The 16,837-nt window shown below is 58.3% G+C and carries 11 protein-coding genes; 1 reads left to right on the forward strand and 10 read right to left on the reverse strand.

Features of this window, described 5'->3' with window-relative positions; genetic code table 11:
- Positions 1-507: 507 nt before the first annotated feature.
- From urtE to KCR01S_RS18510, 10 genes are all read right to left on the reverse strand, one after another.
- Complete coding sequence (gene urtE / locus KCR01S_RS18465; protein WP_061284538.1) at positions 508-1,206, reverse strand: urea ABC transporter ATP-binding subunit UrtE; 699 nt, start codon at positions 1,204-1,206, stop codon at positions 508-510.
- A 1-nt stretch (position 1,207) separates the two neighbouring features.
- Entirely contained in the window at positions 1,208-1,999 is a 792-nt protein-coding gene (gene urtD, locus KCR01S_RS18470; RefSeq protein ID WP_061284539.1) for an urea ABC transporter ATP-binding protein UrtD, read from the reverse strand.
- Complete coding sequence (gene urtC, locus KCR01S_RS18475) at positions 1,992-3,068, reverse strand: urea ABC transporter permease subunit UrtC (protein WP_061284540.1); 1,077 nt, start codon at positions 3,066-3,068, stop codon at positions 1,992-1,994. The genes urtD and urtC overlap by 8 nt, the downstream gene beginning before the upstream one ends.
- Positions 3,068-4,660 (reverse strand): urea ABC transporter permease subunit UrtB, encoded by a 1,593-nt coding sequence (gene urtB, locus KCR01S_RS18480; RefSeq protein ID WP_082767973.1) that lies wholly within the window; start codon positions 4,658-4,660, stop codon positions 3,068-3,070. Before urtB ends, urtC begins: the two co-directional genes overlap by 1 nt.
- Before the next feature lie 45 nt (positions 4,661-4,705).
- Positions 4,706-4,906, reverse strand: a complete 201-nt coding sequence (locus KCR01S_RS18485; protein ID WP_061284541.1) for a hypothetical protein — start codon at positions 4,904-4,906, stop codon at positions 4,706-4,708.
- Positions 4,907-5,640: 734 nt separating this feature from the next.
- The gene (gene urtA / locus KCR01S_RS18490; RefSeq protein ID WP_061284542.1) at positions 5,641-6,912 is read right to left on the reverse strand and encodes an urea ABC transporter substrate-binding protein; all 1,272 of its coding nucleotides are present in this window, start codon (positions 6,910-6,912) and stop codon (positions 5,641-5,643) included.
- A 56-nt stretch (positions 6,913-6,968) separates the two neighbouring features.
- Entirely contained in the window at positions 6,969-7,667 is a 699-nt protein-coding gene (locus KCR01S_RS18495; RefSeq protein ID WP_061284543.1) for a GntR family transcriptional regulator, read from the reverse strand.
- A 10-nt stretch (positions 7,668-7,677) separates the two neighbouring features.
- Entirely contained in the window at positions 7,678-11,295 is a 3,618-nt protein-coding gene (gene uca, locus KCR01S_RS18500; RefSeq protein ID WP_061284544.1) for an urea carboxylase, read from the reverse strand.
- Positions 11,288-13,087 carry an allophanate hydrolase gene (atzF, locus tag KCR01S_RS18505; protein ID WP_061284545.1) on the reverse strand — a complete coding sequence of 600 codons (1,800 nt, stop codon included), beginning with the start codon at positions 13,085-13,087 and terminating at the stop codon, positions 11,288-11,290. The genes uca and atzF overlap by 8 nt, the downstream gene beginning before the upstream one ends.
- Before the next feature lie 280 nt (positions 13,088-13,367).
- The gene (locus tag KCR01S_RS18510; RefSeq protein ID WP_061284546.1) at positions 13,368-14,258 is read right to left on the reverse strand and encodes a siderophore-interacting protein; all 891 of its coding nucleotides are present in this window, start codon (positions 14,256-14,258) and stop codon (positions 13,368-13,370) included.
- Between the two features lie 345 nt (positions 14,259-14,603).
- On the opposite strand from KCR01S_RS18510, the gene iutA reads away from it, so the two are divergent.
- Positions 14,604-16,805 (forward strand): ferric aerobactin receptor IutA, encoded by a 2,202-nt coding sequence (gene iutA / locus KCR01S_RS18515; RefSeq protein ID WP_061284547.1) that lies wholly within the window; start codon positions 14,604-14,606, stop codon positions 16,803-16,805.
- Positions 16,806-16,837 lie beyond the last annotated feature (32 nt).

A 16,837-nucleotide genomic window follows, 5' to 3' on the forward strand; every position in this document is an offset into this window, starting at 1 on the left:
ACTGACCTTGTCTTCCTTTCTCCGGCTCACCGATTTCAAGCGGGGACTCATCGGTTTCAGCAATATTGGCGTTTTTTTTAGCTGAAAAGTTGCAGCGATATTGGCGTTGGCTTTTAGCTGAAAACTTACAGCGATATTGACGTTGGCTTTTAGCTGAAAACTTACAGCGATATTGGCGTTGGCTTTTAGCTGAAAACTTGCAGCGACTTTAGGTGGCGTCTGAATCGCCGAAGCGTTGCCTGGAGGCCGGGGCAGCCCACAGGGATGTGGGCTGAGGGCGCGGTTTTACAGGGAGGTTACCTCGCGCCCGACCCGCAAGCCGCAAGGCATAAGCTGGGGGTACCGCGCAGCGGCGATTCTGCCGCCAGAGCCTGGGGGTGCAGGGGGCGGCGGCGATTGGCCGCCCCCTGCGCGCTCCTTGCGCCATTCGGTAAATAGGGCATGTGATGAACCAGGAGCGCAACCGGCTGGAAAGCTAAACGTGATTTCCCCCTCCCCCGGCAAACATTAAATCGCCACCAAATGCCTAACCCCCTGCGCTTCCATCTCCTCCCCGCGCCCGCGCTGTACGATCGTGCCGCGCGACATCACCAGATATTGATCCGCCAGCTCGGCAGCAAAATCATAAAACTGCTCGACCAGCAAAATCGCCATATCGCCACGGCTAGCCAGGCTTCTGATCACCGCGCCGATCTCTTTGATCACCGACGGCTGGATCCCTTCGGTTGGCTCGTCGAGGATCAACAGCTGCGGTTTGCAGGCCAGCGCCCGGCCGATCGCCAACTGCTGCTGCTGCCCGCCGGAGAGATCGCCACCGCGCCGCTGCTTCATTTCGCGCAGCACCGGGAACAATTCATAAATTTCGTCCGGTACACCCCTGGCCTGCGCGCCGGAAAAGCGCGACAGCCCCATTAGCAAATTTTCCTCTACCGTCAGGCGCGGGAAAATCTCTCGCCCCTGCGGCACATAGGCAATTCCCTGCTGCACCCGCTGATGCGGCTTGCTGTTATTGATGATTTTTCCCTGCCAGTGAATGGTGCCGGACTTTGCCGGAATGAGCCCCATCAGGCACTTGAGCAGCGTGGTTTTCCCCACGCCGTTACGCCCGAGCAGACAGGTAATTTCCCCCGGCGTGGTCTCAAATGACAGGCCGCGCAGAATATGGCTACCGCCGTAATACTGATTTAATTCATTAACCTGCAACATATTAGCGCCCCAGATAAACGTCGATAACCTGCTCGTTAGCCTGCACTTCACGCAGCGAGCCCTCGGCTAGCACCTGCCCCTGATGCAGCACGGTGACGTGGTCAGCAATGGTCTCGACAAAGCCCATGTCGTGCTCAACCACCATCAGTGAATGCCTGCCCGCCAGCGTGCGGAACAGTTCAGCAATGTAGTCGGTTTCCGCGTCCGTCAGGCCGGCTGCGGGTTCGTCGAGCAGCAGCAAATGTGGCTCCTGCACCAGCAGCATACCAATCTCGAGAAACTGTTTTTGCCCGTGCGAAAGCAGCCCCGACGGGCGCTGGCGGTGCGCAGTCAGCCGCAGCAGCTCCAGCACTTCATCAATCCGATCCCGCTGCTCGCCGCTGAGTTTCGCCCGTAGACAGGTCCAGACGGATTTATCCATCTTCTGGGCGATTTCGAGGTTTTCCGTCACGCTTAGCGCCTCAAACACCGTCGGCTTCTGAAATTTACGCCCGATCCCCGCTCGGGCAATCTCTACCGGCGACAGCCCCATCAGATCGATATTCTGGTCGTAGGTCACCTTGCCGTTATCGGGTCGGGTTTTGCCGGTGATGACATCCATCAGCGTGGTTTTCCCCGCGCCGTTGGGGCCAATCACGCAGCGCAGCTCGCCAACGCCAATCGACAGCGACAGATTGGTCAGCGCGCGAAAGGCGTCAAAGGTGACGTTAATGTTTTCCAGCTGCAGCACCGGATCGGTGGTTCGCCGATAGCGATCCTGCGGCTGCGGCTGGGTGAACAGGGAATCAGTCATGTTTCCTCCGTTTGAGAAGACCAATCACGCCGCGCGGCAGGAACAGCGTGACGAGAATAAACATCAGCCCGAGGAAAAAGAGCCAGAAATCCGGGAAAGCGACGGTGAAGTAGCTTTTGGCACCGTTAACGATCCCGGCGCCAAGAATCGGCCCAATCAGCGTACCGCGCCCGCCTAGCGCCACCCAGATGGCGGCTTCGATAGAGTTGGTTGGCGACATTTCGCTGGGGTTGATGATCCCCACCTGCGGCACGTACAGCGCGCCCGCCAGCCCACACAGCACCGCCGAGAGCGTCCAGACAAACAGTTTGAAGCCTTTCGGATCGTAGCCGCAGAACATCAGGCGGTTCTCCGCATCGCGCACTGCGGTCAGCACGCGGCCGAACTTGCTGCGCGTCAGCATCACGCCGATATACAGCGAACCGGCAAGCAGCAGTACGGTCGCCACAAACAAGGCAATTCGCGTACCGGTGGCCGACACCGGGAAGCCCAGCAGCGTGGTGAAGCCGGTAAAGCCGTTATTGCCGCCAAAGCCGGTTTCATTGCGGAAAAACAGCAGCATTCCGGCATAGGTCAACGCCTGAGTCATAATCGAGAAATAGACGTCTTTAATCCGTGAGCGGAAAGCAAAGAAGCCAAACACCAGCGCCAGCAGTCCAGGCACGAGAATTATCAGGCACAGCGCCCAGGCAAAGTGCTGGGTGCCCGCCCAGAACCACGGCATGTCAGTCCATGAGAGAAAAGACATAAACGCTGGCATTCCGTCGCCTGCGGCCTGGCGCATCAGGTACATGCCCATCGCATAGCCGCCGAGCGCGAAGAACAAACCGTGCCCCAGCGACAGCAGCCCGGCATAGCCCCACACCAGATCCAGCGCTACCGCCACCACCGCGTAGCAGAGAATTTTGCCCAGTAGGGTGAGCGTGTAGGTGGAAATCGACAGCGGATTATCCGCCGGCAGCAGCGCAAAGAACGGCAGCACCAGCAGCGCCACCAGCACCAGAATAGCCAGCGAACCGGTAAGGCGCGGCGCGCGGCGCGCCAGAGTTAACGTAATAGGTTGGCTCATCAGTCAATTACCCGCCCTTTGAATGCGAACAGCCCCTGCGGCCGCTTCTGAATAAACAGCACGACAAACACCAGAATGGCGATCTTGCCCAGCACCGCGCCGATTTGCGGTTCGAGCACTTTGTTGAGAACCCCCAGACCCAGCGCCGCCACGACGGTTCCCGCCAGTTGGCCAACGCCGCCGGTCACCACCACCAGGAAGGAGTCGATGATATAACCCTGCCCCAGCTCCGGCCCCACGTTGCCTAGCTGCGACAGCGCCACGCCGCCCAGCCCGGCAATGCCCGAACCTAAACCAAAGGCCAGCATATCGACGCGCCCGGTCGGCACCCCGCAGCAGTCGGCCATGCGGCGGTTTTGCGTCACCGCGCGGACGTTCATCCCCAGTCGGGTTTTGTTGAGCAGCAGCCAGGTCAGCGTCAGTACGCCCACCACGAAGACAATCACCGCGATGCGGTTGTACGGCAGCACCAGATTTGGCAGCACGCTCCAGCCGCCGGAGAGCCACGCCGGGTTGGCGACTTCCAGGTTTTGCGTACCGAACAGCACGCGCACCAGTTGGATCAGCATCAGGCTTATCCCCCAGGTCGCCAGCAGGGTCTCCAGCGGACGGCCATACAGGTGACGAATAATGGTGCGTTCGAGGATCATGCCTATCGCCGCGGTGATGAAGAAGGCTACCGGCAGCGCTACCAGCGGATACAGCGCCAGCCACTCAGGAGCAAAACGTTGAAACAGATTCTGCACAAGCCAGGTCGAGTACGCACCGAGCATCAGCATTTCGCCGTGGGCCATATTGATAACACCGAGCAGACCGTAGGTGATAGCCAGCCCCAGCGCCGCCAGCAGCAGGATGGAACCGAGCGAAATTCCGCTAAAGGCCTGTCCCAGCCAGTCGCCCCACTTCAGGCGCTGCTGTACCTGTTTCAGGCTTTCCGCCGCCGCCGCACGCACCGCCGCATCGGGTTCGTTTTGCGGCTGAGTCAGCCGACTCAGGCTCCCCTGCACCTGCGGATCGTTAGATTCTCCCAACAGCTTCACCGCGCTAAGGCGCTGCTCGGCGCGAGGATCGGAGAGCTGGAGATTGGCTAATGCAATGGCCAGCGCGGCCTTCACCTGCGCATCCGGTTCAGCGGCCAGACGCGCAGTCAACATCGGTAATTGATCCTGCTGAGCGCCGTTTTGCAGCGTTAACGCCGCGCTCAGGCGGACTTTTTCGTCATCGCTCACCAACTGGTGCGCAGCCAGAGCGCTGGCGATAAGCCCGCGAATGCGGTTGTTCATAAAGACTTTTTTGCTGTTACCCGACGGCACAGCATTACCTTCCAGCGGCAGCAGTTTGCCGCCGCGCTCGCTAAACAATTGGCCCTGTTCATCGCTAACCACCGACTCACCGCTCAATGCTTCAAGCAGCGGCAGCCGCGAGGCCTGTGGGTCCGCCGCCCACTGCTGGAGCAATTTAGCCTGTTCGCTACGGCTGGCCTTGCCGTAATCGGCGGCAGGACCTGCCAGCGCCGAGGCGCTCATAAACAGGCTGCATAAAAGGAGAAAAGCGAAAGCGGGAAATAATACCGGCCGCTTTTTTCTCGTCATGATGTTCATCGTTGAATTCCTGTTGGTATACAAGATGGAATTCAATTAGCAAGCGCCATGCCAATAAGGTAATCCGCTGTTTTTTATTGATTTAAAATAAACCACCCCGATTTTAAGAAATAAATCCGCACCGAAAGGGAACAGCGCCGCACGGTAATAGCGCAGCGAGCCATAGGAAAAATAAATATTACCGCGGGGAGGTAAAATAATAATTGATGATATTTGCCTGAGTTTTTTGTTATTCATCCATCGGGCCTGTGTTTATTCTCGGATTATTACGCCATCAAGCCCTGCTCGCTCAGCCTTGAAGGGGAGTAATGTTGGTGAGTTCGGCGCAATATTCCGTTCACTTTATGTTTGGCAGAACATGAAACCCACTGCACCCGTGAACGGGCTAAGGGGGGCGCCGCGCCCCCCTTTGCAATCCCCGCGGCCCCGCGGTGAAATCGGTGCTTCGCACTGCGTTCGCCTACGAACTCCAGCCTGCGGCACGGCGAAACTCGACGTCATGTCTCGGTTCGCCTCAGCCCGCCATCCCTGGCGGCCTGACCTTGTCTTCCCTTCTCCGGCTCACCGATTTCAAGCGGGGACTCATCGGTTTCAGCAATATTGGCGTTTGTTTTTAACTGGAAAGTTGCAGCGATATTGGCGTTTGCTTTTAGCTAAAAAACGGAAGCGGCATGGGTGGCGTCTGAATCGCCGAAGCGTTGCCTGGAGGCCGGGGCAGCCCACAGGGATGTGGGCTGAGGGCGCGTTTTACAGGGAGGTTACCTCGCGCCCAACCCGAAAGCCGGAAGGCATAAGCTGAGGGTACCGCGAAGCGGCGATTCTGCCGCCAGAGCCTGGGGGTGCAGGGGGCGGCGGCGATTGGCCGCCCCCTGCGCGCTCCTTGTGCCAGTCAGATCATATTGCGGAAACTGGAAAGGAGCGCAACCGGCTAGAAAGTTAAACGAAATATCTTACTTAAAACCATTGCCCAACTACTTCCCACCCGTCTTCACCGGCGTATCCGGCTTCTTATCATTACCGGCGATATACGGGCTCCACGGCTGCGCGCGTACCGGCTTATCGGTATTCCACACCACGTTGAACTGACCGTTCTCTTCGATTTCACCAATCATCACCGGCTTATGCAGGTGGTGGTTGGTGGCGTCCATGGTCAGCGTGAAGCCGCTCGGCGCGGCAAAGGTCTGCCCGGCCATCGCCGCGCGCACTTTATCAACGTCGGTGGTACCCGCTTTCTCAACCGCCTGCGCCCACATATGAATGCCCACGTAGGTCGCTTCCATCGGATCGTTAGTCACCACGGTATCTGCGTTCGGCAGCTTGTGTGCCTTAGCGTAGGCGCGGTAGTCGGCAACAAATTTGGCATTCACCGGATTGGTGACCGACTCAAAGTAGTTCCATGCCGCTAAATGCCCGACCAACGGTTTGGTATCAATGCCGCGCAGCTCTTCTTCACCCACGGAGAACGCCACCACCGGTACGTCGGTCGCTTTGATGCCCTGGTTCGCCAGCTCTTTGTAGAACGGTACGTTGGAGTCGCCGTTGATGGTCGAGATCACCGCCGTTTTTCCGCCTGCGGAGAATTTCTTAATATTGGAAACAATGGTCTGGTAATCGCTGTAGCCAAACGGCGTGTAGACCTCTTCGATATCTTTATCCTGCACGCCTTTGGAGTGCAGGAAGGCACGCAGGATCTTGTTGGTGGTGCGCGGATAGACGTAGTCGGTACCGAGCAGGAAGAAGCGCTTCGCGCTGCCGCCGTCTTCACTCATCATGTACTCCACCGCTGGGATCGCCTGCTGGTTCGGCGCCGCTCCGGTGTAGAAGACGTTTGGCGACATCTCTTCGCCTTCATACTGCACCGGATAGAACAGCAGGCCGTTCAGCTCTTCAAACACCGGCAGTACCGATTTACGCGATACCGATGTCCAACAGCCAAAGACCACGGCGGTTTTATCCTGCGTCAGCAGCTGGCGCGCTTTTTCGGCGAACAGCGGCCAGTTGGAGGCCGGATCCACCACCACCGGTTCGAGCTTCTTGCCCAGCACCCCGCCCTTGGCGTTGATCTCATCAATGGTCATCAGCGCCACGTCTTTCAGCGGCGTTTCAGAAATGGCCATCGTGCCGGAAAGGGAGTGCATGATCCCCACTTTAATGGTGTCTGCTGCGTACGCCTGCAAAGAGAAGCCCATGCTCAAAAAGGTGGCCGACAGGGCAAATGCTTTCAGTAAAGAACGTCTTTTCATGACCAAAACCCCTAAATGATATTGAGTAATAACGGTTTTCCCATCATGCGATGGGCTTAAGGTGAAACGGGTTGTAAACGTGCCTGCTGCAGCCGGTGTAAGGTTATTTTTCGGACCTCGGCTTTACTCTGTGAGATATGCGCAGTGAGGATCCGCTGCGCTTCCTCGGTTTGCTGTAGTGCTATCGCCCGCAGAACCTGGGCGTGTTCGCTGTAGGTGGCATCAACACGATCCTCACGGGTAAAGTCGAGGTGGCGGATGATGCGCATCTTCTCGGTCAAATCGACATGCACGCGGGCCATCTCCGCGTTTCCGGTAGCGCTGACCAGCGCGGTATGGAATGCTTCATCGTGACGCGACAGCGTTTTGCCCGGTGGCATCTGCGGCGCGTCACACCAAAAGGCGATAAGCGGCGCCAGATGTTCGGCACGCGCGGCGGGCGGCATGGCACAAAGCCGCTTCACCGCCTCCATCTCCAGCACGATGCGAAAATCGTACAGCGCTTCGAAATAGGTGAAATCGAACGGCCTCACCTGCCAGCCGCTGCGCGAATAAACCTGCACATAGCCTTCGTGCTCCAGCCAGAACAGTGCCTGGCGCACCGGCGTGCGGCTAGCCGACATACGCTCGGAGATCTCGTTTTCGCTAAAATGCTCGCCTGGCATCAGGCGGAAATCGAAAATGTCGTTCTTCAACTCCAGATAGATACGCTCAGCCAGCCCTACCGCGCGCTTTTTGTCGTTGCTTTGCGCCATCACTCGCTCCTTATTCCAGCCACAGCAGGACATCGCCTGGGCTCACCGGGCGGCCCGGCTGACAGCCAATCCGCTTCACCACGCCCGCCTGCGGCGCGCTGATTGCCAGCTCCATCTTCATCGCTTCGACGATAATCAGGGTCTGCCCGGCCTCTACCGTATCGCCCGGATTGACCAGCACTTTCCAAATGTTGCCGTTCATATCCGCCGTCACCGCCAGCGCGTCATCATCAACGGCTTCGCTCTGCGCAGGCGACTGGATGTCCACGATTTCCTGCTGGTCATCAAGATGCCAGCGCTCCACTTCCGCCTCAAACGCCGCGGACTGAAGCTGGCGGAACTGAGCAATTTCGTCGGCGTTAGCGTCGAGGAATTGCAGATGCGCCGGGAAGTCGAACACCGTCTCTTCGATGCGCACGGCGGCGCGGCCTTCGCGGAAATCTTCACGCAGCTGGTCCAGCTCCGCTTCGCTGACCGGGTAGAAACGCACCTGGTCGAAGAAGCGCAGCAGCCACGGTTCGCCGCTGTTGAACTGGTCGTTTTTCAGGAATTTGTTCCAGATAGGCAGCGTGCGCCCCACCAACTGATAGCCGCCGGGGGAGTCCATGCCGTAGATACACATGTACATACCGCCAATCCCTACGGTGCCTTCGGCGGTGAAGGTGCGCGCCGGGTTGTATTTAGAGCTCAGCAGACGATGGCGCGGGTCAATCGGCACCGCGCACGGCGCACCGAGGTACACATCGCCCAATCCCAGAATCAGATAGCTGGCATCAAACAGCGTCTCCATCACCGCTTCGCGGCTCGGCAGACCGTTAATACGCTGAATAAAATCGACGTTGTTTGGCAGCCACGGCGCGCTGGCGCGCACGGTGTCGGCGTAGCGGCTGACCGCATCCAGCGTAGCGCTGTCTTCAAAAGCCATCGGCAGATGAACGATGCGCGACGGCACTTTCATCTGCGTGACGTCACCTATCCGCGCCTCCTGCTCCAGCAGCAGCGCCACCAGCGCCTGCTGGCTGATTTCACGGCTGTCGTAGCGCACCTGCAGTGAACGCACGCCGGGCGAAAGCTCTTTAATCCCCGGATGCGCGCGCTCGCGCAGGTGTTGCATCAGCACGTGAACCCGTAGGCGCAGCGCCAGATCCAGCACGTTTTCGCCGTACTCAATCAGAATGTAGTTGTCGCCCGCCTGGCGATAGACAATCGCCGGGGTGCTAAACGTGGCCGGCAGCGACACCAGGCCGGCGGCGGATACCCCATCGCGGTCGGCGAGCGACGGCACGGCGAATTCAGCAAGGCTCGTGGTTTGCAGCGTCTCAACGCTGCGATCCATTGCTTTCTCCCGCGCCACCGCATCCTCAACGCTAATCGGGAAGAAGCGAATGCGGTCGCCCGGTTTCACCTGCCCGACCTTCCACAGTTCAGCTTTGGCGATAGTCACCGGGCAGACAAAACCGCCGAGGCTTGGGCCATCGCGGGTGAGGATCACCGGGAAATCGCCGGTGAAGTTGATTGCGCCAATCGCATATTCGCAGTCGTGAACGTTGGACGGATGCAGCCCCGCTTCACCGCCGTTCGGCCGCGTCCAGCTTGGCTTCGGCCCAACTAAACGCACGCCGAGGCGGTTGGAGTTGTAGTGCACCTGCCAGTCGCTGGCAAAGAACTCATCGATGGACTCCTGGGTAAAGAAGTCCGGCGCGCCGTGCGGCCCGTAAAGCACGCCAATACGCCAGACTTCGCCGTAGGTTGGGATCAGCGCGCTGGAGAGCGCTTTCGGTTCACTGACCGGCGCAGGCGTCGTGCAGGCCGCAAGCTCTGGTCGCGAAATTGGCAGCAGATCGGCGACTTTCAGCGTGCGACCGGCGTGGCCGCCAAACTGCCCCAGCGCAAAGGTCGAGCGGCTGCCAAGATATTCCGGCACATCGAGGCCATTACGCACTGCCAGATAGGCGCGACAGCCCACCTGCGCGCGCCCCAGCGCTAGCGTTTGCCCAGCTTTCACCGAAACAGGTTGCCATAGCGCGACCGCTTCACCGTCAAGCGTCGCCTGACAATCGGCCCCGGTCAGGGCTATCAGCGCGTCGCTGTGAAACTGTAGCACTGGCCCCTGTAGGGTAAATTCCAGTCCGGCCGCCGATTCGTGGTTGCCGACAATGCGGTTAGCCAGACGGAAGGCAAAATCATCCATCGGGCCAGACGGCGGTACGCCAATATCCCAATATCCCTGACGGCCCGGATAATCCTGGACGCTGCTCCAGGTGCCCGGTTGAATGACTTCAATCACCGGCGATGTGGCGACCACGCTGTCGAGCATTCGCGTCCAGGCGGTACCGTTAACAAAAGCCTCGCTGGCGGTGATTTGCCGCAGGTAGTCGAGGTTGGTGGCGATGCCATGCAGGCGCGTGGCGGCGAGCGCGCTCTGCAATTTGGCTAGCGCGGCGTCGCGCGTTGGCGCATGCACAATCAGCTTGGCGATCATCGGGTCATAAAACGCCGACACTTCGCTGCCGGTGGTCACGCCGGTATCGATGCGCACATCGTCCGGGAAGGCCACGTCGGTTAAAACGCCGGGGCTAGGCTGGAAGTTTTTCAGCGGGCTTTCGGCGTAGATGCGCACCTCAATGGCGGCCCCTTGCGGAGCCTGCGCCAGACGCGTCCAGTCGATTGACTCATCGGCCGCCACGCGCAGCATGCACTCCACCAGATCCAGCCCGGTGACGGATTCCGTCACCGGATGTTCCACCTGTAAACGGGTATTCACCTCAAGGAAATAGAACGCATCAAGTGCGGCATCGTAGATAAACTCCACCGTCCCCGCGCTGCGATAATTCACCAGTTTGCCCAACTGCACCGCCGCGGCCAGCAGTGCGGCGCGGGTGGCGGCAGGAAGGTTAGGCGCGGGGGTCTCTTCGACAACCTTCTGATTACGGCGCTGCAGCGAGCAGTCGCGTTCGCCGAGGGCGACCACGTTGCCTTTGCCATCGCCGAAAATCTGCACTTCGATATGGCGGGCGCGATCCACGCAGCGCTCGACAAACACGCCGGCATCGCTAAAGAACTGTTCGCCCAGACGGCGTACGCTCTCCCACGCCTGGGACAGCGTTTCAGCGTCAGCGCAGCGCGTGAGCCCAATGCCGCCGCCACCGGCGGTGCTTTTCAACATCACCGGATAGCCAATCTCCTGTGCCGCCTTCAGCGCGTCCTCCAGACTATTGAGCAGGCCGGTGCCCGGGGTCATTGGTACGCCAGCTTGCGCGGCCAGTTCACGAGCGCGGTGCTTTAAACCAAACTCGCCAATCTGCTGCGCAGTGGGGCCGATAAAGACAATTCCCGCCTGTTCACAGGCATCGGCAAACGGCAGGCTTTCGGAGAGAAAACCGTATCCCGGCCAGATAGCCTGCGCCCCGCTTTGCTGCGCGGCGGCGATGATCTTGTCGATTTTCAGGTAGCTGTCGCTGGCCTTCTCACCGCCCAGCGCCAGGGCGATATCCGCCTGTTTAACGTGTTCGGCATTTTTATCGGCGTCGGAATAAACCGCCACGCTGGTGATGCCGAGGCGCTTCAGCGTTCGAATAGCGCGGCAGGCAATTTCACCGCGGTTGGCAATCAGCACGGTATTAAACATGGCGGTTCTCCTTACGGGCAATCCAGTGGCGCCAGCCCTTAAATTCGGTAATGTCGGTGGCGTCGTTGAGCGCCGCCGGTTCACAAATAAAGCCTTTCACCCAGCGGCCATCGCTGAGCTCCAGCGAGCCAATCCCCAGCGGGGCCGGGATTTCCGCGACAAACTCACCAAAGCGCGCCAGCGGGATATCCCACAGCTCCACTTCAATCGCCGCCCCTGCGGTATCGCGGGCAATGCCCGGCTTCTGCGGCTGGGTGTTAGCCAGCGCATACAGGCGGTAGTGCGGCGCGGTGTGCGTGGCTTCGACAAACGCCGCATCGCGGGTGGTCAGCTGGAAGTTGAGCGGCATACCGCGCAGGTGTGCGCCAACCACCGCCACGCGGACGTGATGAGGTGACGGGGCAAGCGTTGCATGCGCGGTAAAAGGCAGCCCGGTCGCCCCCAGCGGAAGCGCCAGCTGCTGCTGCCAGCGCAGGCCAAAATCGGCCAGCGCGCGGTCGTGCCACGCCGGCGCAATCAGAGTGATCCCTGCTGGCAGGCCGTCGTCGCGCAGCGGTGCCGGCAGCGCCAACGCGCTGAGATCCGCCAGATTGGTGAAGTTGGTGTAGGTGCCAAACTGCGAGTTGAAGCGAATAGGCTCCTGCTTCATCTCTTCGAGGGTGTGAATGGTCGGCGAGGTCGGAACCACCAGCGCGTCCACGTCGGCCAGCGCCTGGTGGATTTTTTGCGCCAGCTCGGCGCGCAGGTATTCCGCCTTAAAGGCATCCACCGCGCTGTAGTTCAGTCCCGCGGAAACAATGGTGTAGACGGTCGGGTCCATCTGCTCCGGGTGCTGGAGCATATCGCCCACCGCCGCCGTACGCTCCGCCACCCACGGCCCCTGATAGAGCTGTTCTGCCAGCTGCGAGAAGGCTGAGAAATCGATAGGCCGCAGCGTCGCACCGCCGTCGCACAGCGCATCAAGCGCCTTTTCCCATGCTGCCTGCGCCTGGGTGTCACCGAAGAAATTGAGGACTTCCGGAATAGCTAACACCGGGTTTTGCGGCAGCGCGGCGGGAGCGGTTGCCGGGTTGCTGCGGGAGTAGGCATCTTCCGGATCGACACCGCCCGCCAGCGAGGCGATGTAAAACGCGTCGTCCACGGTCAAGGCAAACACCGACAGGGTGTCGTTCAGACGACAGGCAGGCACCACGCCTTTGGCCGACAGCCAGCCTTTGGTCGGCTTGAGCCCGACGATGTTGTTAAATCCGGCCGGGACGCGCCCGGAACCGGCGGTATCAGTGCCGAAGGCAAACGGCACCAGGCCGCGAGCCACCACCGAAGCCGAGCCGGAGCTGGAGCCGCCGCTGACGTAATCGGCGTTAAAAGTATTGGCAACCGCGCCGTACGGAGAACGCGTGCCAACAAGCCCGGTGGCAAACTGATCCAGATTAGTTTTGCCAATCACAATCGCCCCGGCGGCTTTCAGCCGGGCCACGGCGGTCGCATCCCGTTTAGCAATATATTCAAATGCCGGACAGGCGGCCGTGGTCGGCCAGCCGGCCACATCAACGTTGTCTTTAACCGCAAACGGAATGCCAAATAATGGCAGCGCATCGGGGTTATCCCGATAGCGCGGAATTAACGCGTCCCACTGCGCCTGCAGTTGGGCCTCGCTGGCAATCATCAGCCAGGCGTTATCCTCAATGGAAAGGGTATGAATATATTCTTTTAATAATGTCAGCACCGCGTCGCCATTTTGCGCAATCAGCTGACGCCATGCGGCCAGTGTCTTACCGGTCATTAATGCCATCGTTGAATTCCTGTTGGTATACAAGATGGAATTCAATTAGCAAGGCTCATGCCAAATAATTAATGAGTTGTTTTATAAGGCATAAAAATAAAAATGAAAGAAATTAAAAATATAATCCGCACCGTCACAGAACATTCACGTGCAATAACGGTGCAGGGAATCATAGGAAAAACAAATTACTCAATAAACAGATCAGAATAATTTATTATGAAAATAACCACAGGGATTTCAATATTATCCATGCGGTTATTTAAGGGGAAAAGACATCCGTGTTGACGGTCTAGCGCACGCGTCCTTTGGCCCAGTAGGCCATAAAGTTTATCGCGTCCTGCTCCACGCCTCGCTCACCAATCAGGTAACGACGAAGCTGTTTGACGACCGTTGATTCTGCCGCCACCCAGCCGTAGAAATCGCCGTTCGTCGTGGTGGCTTTATCCCACAGCAGCTCCCCTTCGGCCTCTTCCTTCACGCTTCCGGCACCGTCGCTTTCCGGCAGCCGGGCCAGCAGCTTCACGGCGCTGAGCAGGCATTCGCCGTGCGCGGCGGCCTGCGGCTGACGCGGCAGCCAGTGCACCGTCGCAAAATCGAACGCGGTTAAATCAATGCAGTCGTCCTGCTCCGGCACTTCAAAAAATGCCTGTATCTGCGGAGGGTTAACCTGGCCCGCGAGCATTTCAAGGATCCCACGCGCCGCCGGCAGCGCCGTCTCATCGGCCACGATCAGGGCACGACGCAAACCTACCGGCGGTGTCCATTCATAGCCACCGCTGTCCTCAATCTGTTCGGCGTTGGGGGCCACAATTTGCAGCGCATCGCCCGCTTTGGCGTTGATGGCCCAGGCAGAAGCCGGCCCTTCGGTGCCGTGGCGGACAAACTCCACCGTCACTTCCCGACGCGCACGATCGACATGGCGCAGCGTGTAGGTGCGGACAATCGGCCGCTGATCTTTGGGGATCGCCAGCAGCGTTGGATACCACTCCCCCTCCACCGGCAGCGACGGCGGCGTGCCGTCCTCGGCGGGAAACAGCATTTTAATCCGTTGATCCGGCGAGTCTGATTTCATCTGCGCCACCTCCTCACCGCTAAACACCAGACTCAGCAAGGAAGGCGAAACCTCACTTCTGCGCGCCAGTCGCACGTTGAACAGACGGTAACCTGGAACCACAGCCATAAATTGTCCTTACGTTTGAGGAAGCAATCGCAGCACACCATAAAATCTATCACATTGATTTTACTTATTTATCATGCGATTTAGCGTCAGAAAAACTCATTTCAAATTGTCTTTAAAAGAGTCAACTCGTAAATATTTTTTAATCAATCCTCATATTTTGGATTGATAATGAGAAATATTATCGACAATATTCGCATTACCACAACTGATATAAGTCCATGTATTATTCATGGTTTATATACCCCATCCTGACCATCGCGATGGGCGTACGCGGCACGACGCTGCACCTTTAACTCACTGAACCGCATTGTTGGGCCGATGCTTGTCAGCCCGTGCGCAGGAATAATGATGATTACCAAAAAACATACCCTCTGGGTGCTGAACCCACTGCTGCTTGCCATGATGGCCCCCGCCGTCGCGCAGCAAACCGATGATGAATCGATGGTTATCTCCGCCAGCCGCAACAACCGCACCGTCGCCGAAATGGCGCAAACCACCTGGGTGATTGAAAATGCTGAACTGGAACAGCAGATCCAGGGCGGCAAAGAGCTTAAGGACGCGCTGGCGCAGCTGATCCCCGGCCTCGACGTCAGCAGCCAGAGCCGCACCAACTACGGCATGAATGTACGCGGACGCCCGCTGGTCGTGTTGATTGATGGCGTGCGCCTAAACTCTTCGCGTACCGATAGCCGCCAGCTTGACTCCATTGATCCGTTTAATATCGAGCACATCGAAGTCATCTCCGGCGCGACGTCGCTGTACGGCGGCGGCAGTACCGGCGGGCTTATCAATATCGTGACCAAAAAAGGCCAGCCGGAAACCCAAGTGGAGTTTGAAGCCGGCAGCAAAAGCGGCTTTAACAGCAGCAAAGATCACGATGAACGCATTGCCAGCGCCGTTTCCGGCGGCAATGATCATATCTCCGGCCGCATGTCGGTGGCCTATCAGAAGTTTGGCGGCTGGTATGACGGTAACGGCGATGCCACCCTGCTGGACAATACTCAGACCGGCTTACAGTACTCCGATCGTTTGGACATCATGGGCACCGGCACGCTGAATATAGATGAGACTCAGCAGCTCCAGCTGGTGACCCAATATTACAAAAGCCAGGGTGATGATGATTACGGCCTGAACCTGGGGAAAAACTTCTCGGCGTTGAGCGGAGCCACTAAACCATACGTCAGCGGCGGGCTGAACTCTGACCGTATTCCCGGTACTGAACGTCACCTGATGAGCCTACAGTACTCTAACAGCGATTTCCTCGGCCAGGAGCTGGTAGGCCAGGTTTACTATCGCGACGAGTCGCTGAAGTTCTATCCATTCCCGTCGGTAAACAAAAATAATGAGCTTACCTCCTTCTCATCATCCCAGCAGGAGACTAATCAGTACGGCGCCAAGCTAACCATGAACAGCACCCCGCTGGACGGCTGGCAGTTGACCTATGGGCTGGACGCCGATCACGAGCGCTTTACCTCTAACCAGATGTTCTTCGACAAAGGTAAAGCCAATGCCTCCGGCGGCCTGAATAACCAGCAGATCTACACCACCGGTCGCTATCCGTCGTACGATATCAGCAACCTGGCGGCGTTCCTGCAGTCCAGCTACGACATTAACGAGATCTTTACCTTAAGCGGCGGCGTGCGCTATCAGTACACCGAAAATAGCATTGATGATTTCATTGGCTACGGGCAGCAGCAGCAAATTGCCGACGGTACAGTAAAATCCGCCGATGCCATTCCGGGCGGATCTACCGATTACGACAACTTCCTGTTTAACGCCGGCCTGCTGGTACACCTGACCGAGCGTCAGCAGACGTGGTTTAACTTCTCGCAGGGCGTTGAGCTACCGGACCCGGGTAAATACTACGGTCGCGGCGCTTACGGTAAGGCGGTCAACGGGCACTTACCGCTGACCAACAGCGTCAACGTTAACGACAGCAAGCTTGAAGGGATCAAAGTGAACTCTTACGAGCTTGGCTGGCGCTACACCGGCGATAACCTGCGAACCCAACTGGCGGCGTACTATTCTCTGTCGGATAAAAACGTGCAGGCGAATAAAGATCTGACCATCAGCATCATTGACGATAAGCGCCGCATTTACGGCGTGGAAGGCGCGGTGGACTACTTTATTCCGGATACCGATTGGAGCACCGGCGGTAATTTCAACGTGCTGAAAACGGAATCAAAAGTGGACGGTAGCTGGCAGAAATATGACGTGAAGGTCGCAAGCCCATCTAAAGCCACCGCCTACATTGGCTGGGCGCCGGATCCATGGAGCCTGCGCGTGCAAAGTACCACCTCGTTTAAAATCCGCGATGAGGCCGGTAACCAGCTCGATGGCTACACCACCATTGATTTACTCGGCAGCTACCAGCTTCCGGTGGGCAAGCTGAGCTTCAGCGTGGAAAACCTGTTCGACCGCGACTACACCACGGTTTGGGGACAGCGCGCACCGCTGTACTACAGCCCGGCCTCTGGCCCGGCGTCGCTGTATGACTACAAAGGCCGCGGGCGGACGTTTGGGTTGAATTACTCGGTGTTGTTCTGAGTACAAAATTCCGTTCACTGGATGTTTGGTAG

Origin of the sequence: Kluyvera cryocrescens NBRC 102467 (assembly GCF_001571285.1) — a bacterium.
Taxonomy (GTDB): domain Bacteria; phylum Pseudomonadota; class Gammaproteobacteria; order Enterobacterales; family Enterobacteriaceae; genus Kluyvera; species Kluyvera cryocrescens.

Excerpts from the sequence above, each read along its gene's own strand:
- urtE (WP_061284538.1), bottom strand. The coding sequence starts at position 1,206 with ATGTTGCAGGTTAATGAATTAAATCAGTATTACGGCGGTAGCCATATT.
- urtD (WP_061284539.1), bottom strand. The coding sequence starts at position 1,999 with ATGACTGATTCCCTGTTCACCCAGCCGCAGCCGCAGGATCGCTATCGG.
- urtC (WP_061284540.1), bottom strand. The coding sequence starts at position 3,068 with ATGAGCCAACCTATTACGTTAACTCTGGCGCGCCGCGCGCCGCGCCTT.
- urtB (WP_082767973.1), bottom strand. The coding sequence starts at position 4,660 with ATGACGAGAAAAAAGCGGCCGGTATTATTTCCCGCTTTCGCTTTTCTC.
- KCR01S_RS18485 (WP_061284541.1), bottom strand. The coding sequence starts at position 4,906 with ATGAATAACAAAAAACTCAGGCAAATATCATCAATTATTATTTTACCT.
- urtA (WP_061284542.1), bottom strand. The coding sequence starts at position 6,912 with ATGAAAAGACGTTCTTTACTGAAAGCATTTGCCCTGTCGGCCACCTTT.
- KCR01S_RS18495 (WP_061284543.1), bottom strand. The coding sequence starts at position 7,667 with ATGGCGCAAAGCAACGACAAAAAGCGCGCGGTAGGGCTGGCTGAGCGT.
- uca (WP_061284544.1), bottom strand. The coding sequence starts at position 11,295 with ATGTTTAATACCGTGCTGATTGCCAACCGCGGTGAAATTGCCTGCCGC.
- atzF (WP_061284545.1), bottom strand. The coding sequence starts at position 13,087 with ATGGCATTAATGACCGGTAAGACACTGGCCGCATGGCGTCAGCTGATT.
- KCR01S_RS18510 (WP_061284546.1), bottom strand. The coding sequence starts at position 14,258 with ATGGCTGTGGTTCCAGGTTACCGTCTGTTCAACGTGCGACTGGCGCGC.
- iutA (WP_061284547.1), top strand. The coding sequence starts at position 14,604 with ATGATGATTACCAAAAAACATACCCTCTGGGTGCTGAACCCACTGCTG.